At 70.4% G+C, this 12,643-nt stretch carries 11 protein-coding genes, 1 tRNA gene and 1 pseudogene; 3 read left to right on the top strand and 10 right to left on the bottom strand.

Features of this window, described 5'->3' with window-relative positions; all coding sequences use genetic code 11:
• Positions 1-49 precede the first annotated feature (49 nt).
• The 7 genes from QFZ75_RS31790 to QFZ75_RS31760 all read right to left on the bottom strand — a co-directional run bounded on the left by QFZ75_RS31790 (position 50) and on the right by QFZ75_RS31760 (position 8,163).
• On the bottom strand, positions 50-2,797 hold the full coding sequence (locus QFZ75_RS31790) for a Tat pathway signal sequence domain protein (protein WP_307542398.1): 2,748 nt from the start codon (positions 2,795-2,797) through the stop codon (positions 50-52).
• Positions 2,798-2,882: 85 nt separating this feature from the next.
• The gene (locus QFZ75_RS31785) at positions 2,883-3,488 is read right to left on the bottom strand and encodes a hypothetical protein (protein ID WP_307542396.1); all 606 of its coding nucleotides are present in this window, start codon (positions 3,486-3,488) and stop codon (positions 2,883-2,885) included.
• A gap of 7 nt (positions 3,489-3,495) precedes the next feature.
• The gene (locus tag QFZ75_RS31780) at positions 3,496-4,407 is read right to left on the bottom strand and encodes a carbohydrate ABC transporter permease (protein WP_307542394.1); all 912 of its coding nucleotides are present in this window, start codon (positions 4,405-4,407) and stop codon (positions 3,496-3,498) included.
• Positions 4,404-5,375, bottom strand: a complete 972-nt coding sequence (locus QFZ75_RS31775; RefSeq protein ID WP_307542393.1) for a carbohydrate ABC transporter permease — start codon at positions 5,373-5,375, stop codon at positions 4,404-4,406. Before QFZ75_RS31775 ends, QFZ75_RS31780 begins: the two co-directional genes overlap by 4 nt.
• Positions 5,375-6,664, bottom strand: a complete 1,290-nt coding sequence (locus QFZ75_RS31770) for an ABC transporter substrate-binding protein (protein ID WP_307542392.1) — start codon at positions 6,662-6,664, stop codon at positions 5,375-5,377. Before QFZ75_RS31770 ends, QFZ75_RS31775 begins: the two co-directional genes overlap by 1 nt.
• Positions 6,665-7,587: 923 nt before the next feature.
• Positions 7,588-7,659, bottom strand: a tRNA-Val gene (locus tag QFZ75_RS31765).
• A gap of 69 nt (positions 7,660-7,728) precedes the next feature.
• On the bottom strand, positions 7,729-8,163 hold the full coding sequence (locus tag QFZ75_RS31760) for a TIGR02611 family protein (RefSeq protein WP_307542390.1): 435 nt from the start codon (positions 8,161-8,163) through the stop codon (positions 7,729-7,731).
• A gap of 191 nt (positions 8,164-8,354) precedes the next feature.
• Between QFZ75_RS31760 and QFZ75_RS31755 the strand changes: the two genes are divergently transcribed.
• Together QFZ75_RS31755 and QFZ75_RS31750 are read left to right on the top strand one after the other, a co-directional pair.
• Positions 8,355-8,768, top strand: a complete 414-nt coding sequence (locus QFZ75_RS31755) for an SsgA family sporulation/cell division regulator (protein WP_003959770.1) — start codon at positions 8,355-8,357, stop codon at positions 8,766-8,768.
• A 706-nt stretch (positions 8,769-9,474) separates the two neighbouring features.
• Positions 9,475-10,032 (top strand): CGNR zinc finger domain-containing protein, encoded by a 558-nt coding sequence (locus QFZ75_RS31750; protein ID WP_307542388.1) that lies wholly within the window; start codon positions 9,475-9,477, stop codon positions 10,030-10,032.
• 41 nt (positions 10,033-10,073) lie between these two features.
• On the opposite strand, the gene QFZ75_RS31745 is transcribed toward QFZ75_RS31750, so the two are convergent.
• Both QFZ75_RS31745 and QFZ75_RS31740 read right to left on the bottom strand, forming a co-directional pair.
• Complete coding sequence (locus tag QFZ75_RS31745) at positions 10,074-10,226, bottom strand: hypothetical protein (protein ID WP_169800124.1); 153 nt, start codon at positions 10,224-10,226, stop codon at positions 10,074-10,076.
• Between the two features lie 177 nt (positions 10,227-10,403).
• Positions 10,404-10,850 carry a hypothetical protein gene (locus tag QFZ75_RS31740; RefSeq protein WP_307542386.1) on the bottom strand — a complete coding sequence of 149 codons (447 nt, stop codon included), beginning with the start codon at positions 10,848-10,850 and terminating at the stop codon, positions 10,404-10,406.
• 271 nt (positions 10,851-11,121) lie between these two features.
• Between QFZ75_RS31740 and QFZ75_RS31735 the strand changes: the two are divergent.
• A pseudogene (locus tag QFZ75_RS31735) lies at positions 11,122-11,647 on the top strand (DsbA family protein).
• Positions 11,648-11,750: 103 nt separating this feature from the next.
• Here the strand turns inward: QFZ75_RS31735 and QFZ75_RS31730 are convergent.
• A complete protein-coding gene (locus QFZ75_RS31730) occupies positions 11,751-12,575 on the bottom strand; it encodes a GNAT family N-acetyltransferase (RefSeq protein WP_307542385.1) in 825 nt (274 codons plus the stop codon).
• Between the last annotated feature and the right edge of the window lie 68 nt (positions 12,576-12,643).

Raw genomic sequence — 12,643 nt, 5'->3', positions numbered from 1 at the left:
CAGGCACGACGGACCCGCGGCCGTCCCCCGCATCTCATCGGGCCGGACGTCACGGCATCTTGTCGCCGATCAGCGCCAGGTTCTGGATCGCCGCCAACCCGTACAGCGCGGTCGTGTTGGTGGACACCCAGGACGCCTCGCTCCCGCCGACCAGTCCCACCGGCCCCTCGACCTTCTTCGTGGACCAGTTCGTCGTCTCCTTGTAGTCCCATGTGTCGGCACTGTTGTAGAACTGCCGCCAGGCGCGCGCGGCCAGCGTGTCGTCGTCCGACTCCACCGCCGCGTACGCGTCCTGCCGCGAGTGCCCCTGGAACAGCAGCAGCGATCCGAAGTCGGACCCGTAGCGGGCCTTCTGCTCGGCCTTGGTCGCGTTGAAGTACCGGCAGTAGTCGAGCCACGCCTCCTTGAACGCCGGCATGTCGACCTGGTCGATCAGCTCGGCGTTCAGCTCCACCAGCCCGAACATGGCCGACAGGTGCGAGACCCCCACCACGGCCGTGTCCGCGACGGCGAACCTCCCGGTGTCCAGGTCGTACAGCGCACTGCCCTGGACGAACCCGTTGGGCTGCGCGGCGATGGTCTCCATCGTCGACAGCACCCGCGCCTTCGCCTTCTCCCACTTGGGCCCGCGCCGCTCCCACTCGGTGAGCCACGCGGACGCCAGACCGCTCCAGTCGGTGCCGAAGCCGATCGAGAGCGCGTTGCGGTCGGGCTCGTACGGCTCGGTGCGGATCTTGCGGATCGGGTCGAGCACGAGGAACGTCTCGTCGGAGTCGACGTTGGCGTGCATGAGGTCGCCGACGCGTTCGTCGCCGGTGAGGAAGTAGTAGTAGCGGCGGTACGTGGTGTTGGCGATGCGCTGCTGCTTGGCGCTGTCGGCGTAGTGCTGGACACCGTGCCGGGTGCCGAGCCCCGCCCACTGGCCCAGGTGGTAGACGTCGACCTCGCCGGTGTGCCGGGTCATGGCCTCCGCGAACCGGAAGATGTCGGCCCGCCCGGACCGCATGTAGGCGAACCAGAGCCACAGGTCGGGCGAGAGCTCGGAGTTGTCCCAGGCGTAGCCGCCGACGTCGTAGCACCACTGGTGCCGGCTCGGGTCGTACGTGTGCATGATGTCGCCGTAGTCCCAGAAGCCGTACCAGCGGCGCATCTCCACCTGGTCCTTGTAGTAGGTGAAGAGGAAGTCGAGGTGGTCCTCGATCTTCGCCTTGGCGGCGGTGGAGCGGTCCGGCTCGGCGAACAGCCGGCCGAAGACGCCCGCCTTGACCAGCTGCCCGGGCGGCGCGGCGAGCTGCGCGGGGGTGCGCACGGCGGCCACCTGCCGTGCCATCGCCTCGGCGCTCGGGGTCGACTCGTGGGCCCAGAAGAGGAGTTCGCTGGTACGGGCGATGCCGTAGGGGGTGCCGAAGCCGGGCTCGTAGTCCTCGTAGGTGATGTTGAGGCCCTCGAGCTGTTCGGGGTAGGTGTCCTGACCCATGCCGTCGTGGTAGAAGCGCAGGTCCATGGGCTGCGACTCGGGCGACCAGAGCCACAGGGTGACCTCGGCCTCGTCGGTCCGGGCGTCCCGGATGTCGAGCTGCGCGGGGTACTTCTCCCAGAAGTCCCGCAGCCCGAAGGACAGCCCGCCGCTCGCGCCGCCGACGTAACCGAAGCCGCTGGCCCGCCGGCCGCCTCCCGCGCCGATCCAGCCGTGCCCCTTCTTCGTCCGCTTGCGGACCGTGAAGCCGTCGGCGGAGAGCTGCGAGAGGGTGTAGTCGCCCCATTCGGGGATGTACTGGAGCCGGGTGGTCACCCGCTGGTCCCAGGTCGACGGATCGGGTAGCTTCTCGCCCTCGAACTGGGCCGTCCGGACGGCCGCGCCCGGGTCCCGTCGCAGCCCGGTGACGCCCTTCACCGCCTCGCGCAGCAGACCGGTCCCCTCCCCGCCGATCCGGATGTGCCGGTCGTACGCGGCGTCGCGCATCGGCACCTTGAAGCGGACTCCGATGCCGCGGATGAAGTCACCACCGGCCTTGCCGGGCTCCTGCGTGCCGTCGAAGGTGATCGTGTGCACCATGCGGAAGGACTCGCCGCCCGCGTAGAAGTAGAGCCGGACCGAGAACGGGAGCCAACTCCTGCTTCCCTTACGGTGCTTGCCGTCGATGCGGACGACGGCGCGGACCGGCCCGTCCTGCTCGACCTCGGTCTGCGCGACGACGCTCTCGAACCGCTCGTACTTCTCGGCGCCCTGGTCGCCGTCCTCGATCTCCGGCTGGCGCAGCAGCACGAGACGGCCGTCCCTGGCGATCTCCGTCGAGCCGCGCAGCACGGACTTGACCAGGGCCGAGCCGCTCCTGCCGATCCTGGCGGTGATGACACCGGTCGACACCTCGATGGAGCTGCCGCGCCTGTCGACGGTCACCTTCTTCGCGGGCGCGGCGGGCGAGCCCGCGCCGAGCGTGAGCTTCCCGTTGCCCGCCCCGGGCCCGACCGCGTGCGCGGTCCACTTCAGTGAGCCGTCCGGCCAGTAGCCGATCGGCCAGGACTGGACGGGCACGGCCCTGCCGTCGGCGTCGGCCAGCGCGAACGTCTGGTCCTTCTCGTACGCGCCCTTCGGCCAGGGCACGCCCACGGTCGAGCCGGGGGCCTCACCGAGGCCGCCGTCCTCCAGCCAGTCCAGGGTCACCGGGTCCGCGTCGGCGGCCTCCGCTCTCGGGGCGGCCTGCGCGTCCTGCGCGCCCAGGGCCCAGCTGAACCGGGCGGCGGCTCCGGCGACGGCGGCCGCCTTGAGGAGGGACCTGCGGGGGATGGGGGACATGGCCTTTCCTTTCCGTACGGGGAAGTCAGGGGCATGACAGAAAGAGGCGCGACGCCGGGGCGCCGGCCCTGTTGCACGTGGCTGGTCAGCGGCGTCGGCCGCGCTCCTCCACGGCGAGGGCCGCCGCCGCGACGGCCCCCAGGACGGGGATCGCCAGCGGCGGCACGAACCAGGCGGAGACGGCCACGACGGCCAGTCCGCCGACGAGCAGGAAAGACCCCGCGGGGTCGAGGACCGTACGGCGTCCGGCGGCGCCGAGCAGCCCGCGCCAGGACGCCCCGGGCTCCCAGACCGCCGCGGCGCGCAGCCCGGCGACGGCCAGCCCGATCAGCGCGAACAGCCCGACGGCTCCGACGGCCGGGCCGCCGGGGATCCCGGCACGCACGGCCTGGACGTCCACCCACACCGCGAGGGCCGCGGCCCACCCGGCGAGTCCCGCGGCCCACCCGCCGCGCACGGCCAGGCGGAAGTCCGCGGCGAACTCCCGCCAGCCGCCCGCCGCATGGGACGTACGCCGCCGCAGGTGCCGCGACCCGGCGGCGAACGCGGCGGGGTAGGTGACCACGGGCAGCGAGGCCACCGCGATCCACACCCCGGTGAGCAGGCACTCCGCGAAGAGCGCGAACCGCTCGGCGAGGACGGACTCCCGCCCGGCGGCGGCCGTACGGGCCTTCGTGCGCGTCTGGGTCATGACCGGCTCAGCCCTTCAGACCGGAGGTCGCCATACCGTCGATCAGATAGCGCTGGAAGGCGAGGAAGAAGGCCAGCACGGGCAGCAGCGCCACCAGCGACATGGCGATCATGCCGCCGTAGTTGGCGACGCCCTCCTGGTCGCGGAACATCATCATGCCGAGCGAGACGGTGTACTTGGCGGGCTCGTTGAGGTAGATCAGCGGGCCCATGAAGTCGTTCCAGGCGTTGATGAAGGTGAAGATCGCGCTGGTGATGAGGGCCGGCCGGCACAGCGGCAGCACGATCGACCAGTAGATCCGCAGGTGCCCGCAGCCGTCGAGCCGGGCCGCCTCGTCCAGCTCCCTGGGCAGGTTGCGCATGAACTGCACCATGAGGAAGACGAAGAACGCCTCGGTGGCCAGGTACTTGCCGAGCAGCAGCGGCACGTATGTGTTGATCAGTTCGAGCTTCTGGAACATCACGTACTGCGGGATGAGCAGCACGTGGTACGGCAGCAGCAGCGTGCCGATCATGAGCGAGAACATCAGGTTGCGCCCGGCGAACCGGATGCGGGCGAAGGCGTACGCCGTCAGCGAGCAGGAGACGAGGATGCCGGCGACGGAGCCGAGCGCGTAGAGGAGGGAGTTCTGGAAGAACGTGGCGATCGAGATGTCCGCGATGCCGTCCGCGAGCCCCTTGAAGTTCTGCAGGATCGGGTCGGTCGGGAACAGCTCCAGGCTGCCGATGATCTCCCGGCTCGGCTTGAAGGAGGCGCCCAGGACCCAGATGACGGGATAGATGACGACCGCGAGGACGAGCAGCGCGCCGAGGTGCCAGGCGAGCGATCCGGTGCGCCCGCGCCCGGGTTCCCGGGGACTGCGCGAAGGACCCGCCCCGGTCGTGGTCACGGTCGCCGTGGTCGCGGTGCCGGTGCTCATCGGGAGGCCTCCTCGTAGTGCACCCACCGCTTCTGGGACCAGAAGAGGACCACCGTCACGAGCGCCACGGCGAGCAGCAGCATCCAGGCCATCGCGGAGGCGAAGCCCATCTGGGCCTCCTTGAAGCCCTTCTGGTAGAGGTAACAGGTGTAGACGAGCGTGGCGTCGGCCGGCCCGCAGGTGGCGTTGGAGACGACGTACGCGGATCCGAAGATCTGGAACGAGTGGATGGTCTCCAGCAGCACGTTGAAGAACAGCACCGGGGAGATCATCGGCAGGGTGATGCTCCAGAACCGCTTGAACGGTCCGGCGCCGTCCACCTCGGCCGCCTCGTACAGTTCCTTCGGCACCTGCTTCAGCCCGGCCAGGAAGATGACCATCGGGGCGCCGAACTGCCAGACCGTGAGCGCCACGAGGCTGTAGAGCACCCAGTCCGGGTTGCCGACCCAGCCGCCGACGTCGAGACCGAAGAACGACTGCGTACGGTCCACCGCGGCGTCGTCGGAGAACAGGGCCCGCCACACGAAGCCGACGGACACGCTCGCCCCGATCAGCGAGGGGGCGTAGAACGCGGCCCGGTAGAAGGCCTGCCCGCGCCGGCTCTGCGAGAGCAGCAGGGCGACACCCAGCGCGAGCATCAGCTTCAGCGGGGTGCCGATGACGACGTACTTCGCCGTCACCTCCACCGACTTCTGCCACCGCGGATCGTCGAACATCCGGGTGAAGTTGTCGAAGCCGATCCACTTCGGGGAGTCGAAGAGGTTGTAGTCGGTGAACGCGAAGTAGAGCGATGCCGCCATCGGCCCCGCGGTCAGCAGCAGGAAGCCCGCGATCCAGGGGGACATGAAGAGGTAACCGGCGAGGTTGTCCCGGCGGCCCCGCCGCCTCAGGGCGGCGGGGGGACCGGGACGCTCCTGCGGGACGTCCGGCGGAGAGTCCTTGATGAGCGTCGTCACGGCCGTTCCCATCAGGCGGCGAGGGCGGTCTTCGCCTCGGAGAAGAACTGCTTCACCGCGTCGGAGACCTTGGTCTTGCCCGTCGACATGTCGGCGGCGACGCGCAGGAACGCGGCTTCCACGGTGTCGGCGCCCGCCGGGTGCGGGGTGATGGTGCCGAGCAGCCCGGCCGCGGCGACGTCCTCCTCGTACTTCGCGATCGCCTGGTTGGGGGCGTCGGTGGGCTTGTACGCCTCGAACTGCTCGGTGGTGGCGAGGATGCCCCGGTCGTAGCCCATGATCTTGCCGACCTCGGGGTCGTGCACCATGAAGGAGATGAACTGGGCCACCTCCTCGGGGTGCTCGGTCCGTGCGAAACCGCTCAGCATGAGCGAGCCGAGGTACTGGCCGGTGTCCTTGCCGTCGGTCGTGGGGATCGGGGCCAGCCCGTAGGTGCTGTCGCCCTCCGTGGTGTAGCGCACGGTGAAGTTGTCCCAGGTGAACTCGGACGCCGCGTCGCCGGAGGCCAGCGCCGACTTGGGCTTGAGCTGCTCGACCTTCTTGGGGTCGGTGACGATGCCGGCCTTCACGCGGTTGTAGCCGTCCTGCCACCACTCCGTCAGATCGGCCTCCTCGAAACCGAGTCCGTCCTCGGTGAAGAACGCCTTGCCGTTCTGGCGGAGGTAGAGGTCGTAGAGGTACATGATCCCGAAGTAGCCGGTGTCGCCCGCCACCTTCTGGGTGTCGTGGATCTTCTTCAGCGCGCCGAAGTACTCGTCCCAGGTCCAGCCCTGCTCGGCCTTGACGCCGGCCGCCTCGAAGACCTTCTCGTCGATGACGAGCGACATGGTGTTGGAGCCGACGGGCACACCGAGCAGCTTTCCGTCGACCTCACCGACCTTCTCGACACCGGAGCGGAAGTTCTTCAGGTCCAGATTTCCCGCGTCCACTTGCGACTTGAGGTCGAGGAGGACACTTCTCTTGTCGTACTTCCGCAGGAATGCGACGGCGTTCTGGAATACGTCCGGTGGATTTCCGCCCGCGGCCTGCGTCTGGAACTTCTCCCAAAAGGCCACGTAATCCTGGAAGTCCGTCTTCACCTTGATCTTCGGGTACTTCTTCTCGAAGAGCTTGATGGACCGGTTGATGCGCTTGGCACGCTCCTCCGCGCCCCACCACGCGAAGCGGATCTCGACCGTGCCGTCGCCCGATCCGCCGCTGTCGCCCCCGCAGCCCGTGGTCGCGGCCAGCCCCGCCGCCGTGAGCGACGCCCCGGCCGCCTTGAGGACCGTCCGCCTCTCGACACTCCCGTTTATCCCCACAGTCGGGCCTCCTCGCGACGTCGTCGTCCGCTGCCATGAATCGTTTCAAGTAAGCGCTTGCTGCCACAAGGTACGGAGGGCGTTCGCGGGCGTCAATGATTCGGACAGGAATTGATGTGAACGGGGTCGCCGACGCGACGGCCTCAACTGGGGCGAATTGCTTGGGGGTTGAGCTGCTTCGCAGGTAGGGAGGGTGCGCGTACCGGTACGGGGTCGGGCCCGTGCCGAGTGCGGCGAAGGGGGGTTGCGCCGGGGGCGGTGGGAGGCGGCGGGGTGGCTGGGGGTGGTCAGGCGTCGGAGGTGGCCCGAGGGGTCGGTGTCAGCCGGGGTGGTTAGCGGGCGAGGGCGGTAGCGGGTGGCGGTTAGCGGGTGAGGGGGGTGGGGGTTAGTGGGCGGGGGTTAGTGGGCGGGGGTATGCGGACTGGGGGTATGCGTCTGCCTCCCGAGACATCGCCGAGATCGCGGTGACCGAGTTCCCGGCCGGGGATCGAGGGCTGGGGATCGAGGACCGGGGAGCGCGCTGCCGGGTTCGGGCAGGACGGGGCGCGCCGAGGGGCGTCAAGGGGTGTGGACGGCCGGGAAAGGGCCGAGGCCGGAGGTCGGCAGGGCAGGTGCAGGTACGAGTGCGGGTGCCGTACCGGGAGCGGGTCGAGGTCGAGGCCGGGCGTTCGTCCCGGACAGGGGCCCACTCGGGCGGGGTGGGGGGCAGAGCGGCCGTGCGAGCAGGCGCCGCGGCCGGGTGCGCGAGCCTCGCGGGACGTGCGCGGGCGGCTTGCCCGCGAGCGTCCGGTACCGACATCAGGGACCGGGCACACAGAGTGACCTGCGCCGACGCGGCGGCGAGCCCCTCGTGGTGTCGCGCGGACATACGAAAGGCGGCCGGGGTCCAGATGGATCATGGACCTGGCCGCCTGTCGGCAACGTGGGCGATACTGGGATCGAACCAGTGACCTCTTCGGTGTGAACGAAGCGCTCTCCCGCTGAGCTAATCGCCCGGGCGCAGAAGTAGGTTACCCCATGTCACGGGGTGCTTCCGACCGGCCCGCAACGGGTGCGGAGCCCCGTTACTCCTTGATCTTCCACGGCATCTCGAGGCCGAACTTCCAGACGTACACACCGGCCAGTACCGCGATGATCACCAGCCCGACGGACGTCAGGATGATGTTCCGGCGCCGGACCCTCGGGTCGAGCGCCTTCTGCGTGGCCTCGGTGACTTTCCTCTTCGTCCAGCGGAGCACCAGCTGCGCCCAGACGAACTCGGTCGCCCAGATCGCCATACCGCCGAAGATCACCAGCCAGCCCGGACCGGGCAGCGGCAGCATGATCACACCGGCCACGACGACCGCGAGCCCCACGATGAAAACGCCCACCTGCCAGCTGAGATGCAGCATGCGGCGCGCCTTGATGAATTGCGGCGCACGGGACCCGAGCGCCGGCTCGCCCTTCGTTTCGTCGGTCGCCACGGCGACCTCCCCCGTTCCGTCACTCCCCGTATTCATACGGCCAAACCCTACCGGACGGAATCCGGTCACCGGAATGGGCGTAAGACGCGAACCGGCACTCCGCCGGACGGGGTACCTAAAGACACGCAAAACACTCAGAGGGGTTTACAACGGCACCGTAGGTGGCATGTCGATTTCGCCGACGTGCGAATCCCCGAGCGCACACTGAGCGAAAGGCCCTGGCGCTTATGAACACCACGGTCAGCTGCGAGCTGCACCTGCGCCTCGTTGTGTCGAGCGAGTCCTCCCTGCCTGTCCCCGCAGGCCTGCGGTACGACACGGCCGACCCCTATGCCGTGCACGCCACCTTCCATACCGGAGCCGAGGAGACTGTCGAGTGGGTGTTCGCCCGCGACCTTCTCGCCGAGGGCCTGCACCGGCCCACCGGTACCGGCGACGTCCGAGTCTGGCCGTCCCGCAGTCATGGCCAGGGCGTCGTGTGCATCGCCCTGAGCTCTCCGGAGGGCGAGGCGCTGCTCGAGGCCCCGGCGCGGGCCCTGGAGTCGTTCCTCAAGCGAACCGACGCCGCCGTGCCACCCGGCACGGAACACCGGCACTTCGATCTCGATACGGAGCTCTCGCACATCCTGGCCGAAAGCTAGGACGAGAGTTCGCACCAAGCCGCCCGGCGCCGTCCACTCGGGGAGACGGCTCGGGCTCAGACAACTGCATAGGGAGCACATCGGTGCCGTCTCCGCGCTTGCGTGGGGGCGGCGCCTTTGCGTGTGCGTGCACCTCCGGCGGGGTGCCCCTCGCGCCGGCGTGCGGGCCGTTGTGGCCGGTCGCGCCGTTCCCCGCGCCCCTGGGTGAGTGGGGCTCGACGTCGTCCGAGCAGTGCAGGCCGCTCTCGGCTGAGCGCGCCGTTCCCCGCGCCCCTGGGTGAGTGGGGCTCGACGTCGTCCGGGCAGTGCGGGTCGTTCTCGGCTGAGCGCGCCGGTTTCCGCGTCCGCGGGTGGGTGAGGCTGGATATCGTCCGGGCTGTGCGGGTCGTTCTCGGCTGAGCGCGCCGTTCCCCGCGCCCCTGGGCGGGTGGGGCTCGACGTCGTCCGGACAGTGCGGGCCGTTCTCGGCTGAGCGCGCCGTTCCCCGCGCCCCTGGGTGAGTGGGGCTCGACGTCGTCCGGACAGTGCGGGCCGTTCTCGGCCGGGCGCGCCGGTTTCCGCGTCCGCGGGTGGGTGGGGCTGGGCGTCGTCCGGGCTGTGCGGGGTGGCTTCGGGGTTGTGGTGGGGGTCGTCCTGTGGTGGGGAGCCGCTAGCATCGGCCTGCATCGGCGGGCGTCCGCCCGACCCCCAGGCCAGGGAGCGAAACGTGCTGATCACCCACGACACCCGGTGCGCCCTCGACACCGTGGTCGATCTGGTGAACACCGCACCGGAGGACGACACCACGGACGGACTCGCGAACCTAGCGGCGCTGCTCGATTTCGTCCGCCGGCACGACATGAGCGATGTCGGGAACCTGTCCGAGCTGGACCTCTCGGCGGTGCGCCGGATCCGCGGGCGCTTCGCCGCGGTCTTCGCGGCCCCCGACGCCCGGACCGCCGCCGCGCTCATCAACGAACTGGTCGCCGCCGCGGGCACCACCCCGCGTCTCACGAACCACGACGGTTACGACTGGCACGTGCACTACTTCGCGCCCGGCGCGTCCGTCGCCGACCACCTCGCGGCGGACTGCGGCATGGCGCTGGCCTTCTTCGTGGTGGCCGGGGAGGAGGAGCGGCTCCGCCGCTGTGAGGCACCGGACTGCCGACGCGCCTTCGTCGACCTCTCCCGCAACCGCTCCCGTCGCTACTGCGACAGCCGCACCTGCGGAAACCGCCTGCATGTGGCCGCCTATCGGGCACGGCGCAAGGAAGCGGCGGGCTGACGGAGTCCTCGGCGGGTGGCGCCAGGGACTCCGCGTACGGCTCAGAGCAGCAGCAGATCGTGCAGCGAAGCCATGAGCAGCAGACAGCCGATCACCGCAAGGAAGATCATCAGCGGTGGCTGGGAAAGCGCGAAGAGACAACCTCGCCGCTCCTCGGGAGGAACTGCGGTGTCGCTCTGGGTTGTGTCCAGCATCTCGCCGCGATGATGACTCAGCCGAGACGCCCTACGCGATCAACACGCCCGGATTGCGGGGGAGTTAGCCGGAATCCGTGACACGGCATTCCACGATCTGGGATACGCCCGCCTGCGGGGACCCCTCGCGCGTCCATCCGGCTCGCCGGGTCCGCCTCGGAAAATCGTCTTGCGTGTTCATATCCCGTGCTTCTTCAGGATGGCTTCGATGTCGCTGAAGTCGTCCGCCGGCTCGGCCTTGCGGGGCGCGGCCGCTGGGCGGGCCGCCTGCCGGCCGGTGGCCGGGCCCAGCGAGGGCGCCGAGGCCGCCGGGGCCACCGCCTGGCGCTGCGCGGCCCGGGCCGCCCTGCGCTCCTTGCGGGTCCCGCCGCCCCGCCGTTCCACCCTGCGGATGACCATGAACAGCAGCCAGGACGCCCCGAGCACACCGAAGCCGGCCCAGGCCGTGGGGCTGAAGGCCGTCTCGGCGGCCCACTCGACCGCTCCGGTCAGCACCAGACCGAGGGGGACCAGCGCGTACGCGGCGAGACGGGCCGCCGCGAGGAAACGCTTGCGGTACGCGGTGACCGCGGCGATGCCCAGGCCTGCCGCGGCGACGGCGGAACAGACGGTCTCGGCAATCATCCGGTCCTCCAGGCGGGGCGGGCGACATCGGGCGGGGTCGGGCAGGGGCACTTCGTCCCTTCCATCCTGCACCGTCCCGTGCCGGATATGCCATGCTCCCGGGAGACCTCAGGGACATCTCCGGGTCGGGTCCTCCTGAGGTGCCGCTCGAACCGGACGACCCCGCGGCGCCGGCCCGGACGCCTCCCGGACGCCGGTCCGGCCGACTCCGGGTTCAGGCCGGCCCCGGTCCCGGTTGGGCCGCGCCCGTCCCGGCTGGGACACTGGCCCCATGAGCGACTCCTCCCCCGCCCGGCCCCGCCGTTCCCGTCCTGGACGTCTGGTGCGAACTCCAGTGCCCGGACTGCCGCAGCGCCCTCGACGACCTGCGCGCGCTGCGCGCCCGCTACGGCGACCGGCTGGAGCTGCGGCTGCGGCACTTCCCCCTGGAGAAGCACAAGCACGCCTTCGCCGCCGCGCAGGCCGCCGAGGAGGCCGCGGAACAGGGCGCGGCCTGGCCGTACGTCGAGGCGGTGCTCGACCGCGTGGCGGAGCTGGACCGCGAGGGAGAGGCGCTCCTCCTGGAGGTGGCCCGCGGACTCGGCCTCGACGAAGAGGAGTTCGACACGGCCCTCATCGACGGCCGGCACATCCTGATCGTCGACGCCGACCAGGCCGAGGGCAAGGCCATCGGCGTGACCGGCACCCCGACGTACGTCATCGACGGCGAACGCCTCGACGGCGGCAAGAGCCAGGAAGGGCTCCGCGAGCGCATCGAGGAGGTCGTGGACCGGCTGCTGGCCGGACAGCAGGCCTGACCGCCACCGGACCCGCCGCCCCGTAAGCCCGAAGGCCCCACAAGCCCGAAGGCCCCGCGAGCCTTCCGGCCCGGCAGCCCCGCAGCATGGCAGCCCTACAGCCCTACAGCAGGTCCTTGTAGCAGTGGTACATGATCGTCTCGTAGCCGAGCGACTCGTAGAGCCGCTCGGCCGGGGTGTTGTCGGCGAAGACGTTCAGGCGGACACCGGGGCGTCCCGCCACAGCCGCCTGCGCCTCCGCCAGCAGCATCAGCGAACGCCCGTGCCCCCGGCCCCGGTACGCCTCGTCCGTCTCGACGTCGTAGACGAACGCCCAGCCGTCACGGATCCCCAGCCACAGCGTGCCCACCGGGGTCCCCTCGTGCTCCAGGACACTGATGTCCACCCCCTCGCTGCCGAGCCCGTCCGGCAGCAGGGTGACGTTGTCCTGTTCGGCCTTGGCCCGGGCCTCCGCCTCGGGCACTCCCCGGGTGATCCAGTCCTGGACGTACTCCTCCTGGGCCCGCTCCGTCCAGGACGCGAACTCGGTCTCCGTCATGGGGCGCCCCCGGCTGCCGGCAGGCAGTTCGGGCGCGGCGTCGCCAGGTCGTTTCTCCATGAAGCGGCTGCGCACGACGTAGCCGAGGGCCGTCGCCAGTCGCAGGGCTTCCGTGGCGTCGGCCGGAATCGACGCCTCGATCCGCCGGCACCCCCAGCCGCGCGCCACCTCCTCCGCGGCGAGTGCGGCCACGGTGGCCCGGCCGCGCCCCCGGTCCGTCTCCTCGATGCGCAGGTCGCGGATCTCACCGACGGGTGCCCCGGGGGTGGGGCGGCTCACGAGGTGTACCGCGCCCACGGGACGGCTGTTCACGCACACGGTGTAGTGGCGTGACAACGCCCCGTCGGCGTCGTGCTGAAGCGGCTCGGTCGGCCGCAGGGTGGTGGTCATCAGGGGTGTTGTACCCGCCGGGACAGGTTCGCGCCATCGAAAAAACCCGGCGCCCGGCCGCGGACCCG

The sequence above is a fragment of the Streptomyces sp. V3I8 genome (assembly GCF_030817535.1).
GTDB lineage: Bacteria > Actinomycetota > Actinomycetes > Streptomycetales > Streptomycetaceae > Streptomyces.
This window is presented reverse-complemented; position numbering and strand designations above follow the sequence as displayed.

Excerpts from the sequence above, each read along its gene's own strand:
- QFZ75_RS31790 (WP_307542398.1), bottom strand. The coding sequence starts at position 2,797 with ATGTCCCCCATCCCCCGCAGGTCCCTCCTCAAGGCGGCCGCCGTCGCC.
- QFZ75_RS31785 (WP_307542396.1), bottom strand. The coding sequence starts at position 3,488 with ATGACCCAGACGCGCACGAAGGCCCGTACGGCCGCCGCCGGGCGGGAG.
- QFZ75_RS31780 (WP_307542394.1), bottom strand. The coding sequence starts at position 4,407 with ATGAGCACCGGCACCGCGACCACGGCGACCGTGACCACGACCGGGGCG.
- QFZ75_RS31775 (WP_307542393.1), bottom strand. The coding sequence starts at position 5,375 with ATGGGAACGGCCGTGACGACGCTCATCAAGGACTCTCCGCCGGACGTC.
- QFZ75_RS31760 (WP_307542390.1), bottom strand. The coding sequence starts at position 8,163 with ATGAATACGGGGAGTGACGGAACGGGGGAGGTCGCCGTGGCGACCGAC.
- QFZ75_RS31755 (WP_003959770.1), top strand. The coding sequence starts at position 8,355 with ATGAACACCACGGTCAGCTGCGAGCTGCACCTGCGCCTCGTTGTGTCG.
- QFZ75_RS31745 (WP_169800124.1), bottom strand. The coding sequence starts at position 10,226 with ATGCTGGACACAACCCAGAGCGACACCGCAGTTCCTCCCGAGGAGCGG.
- QFZ75_RS31740 (WP_307542386.1), bottom strand. The coding sequence starts at position 10,850 with ATGATTGCCGAGACCGTCTGTTCCGCCGTCGCCGCGGCAGGCCTGGGC.
- QFZ75_RS31730 (WP_307542385.1), bottom strand. The coding sequence starts at position 12,575 with ATGACCACCACCCTGCGGCCGACCGAGCCGCTTCAGCACGACGCCGAC.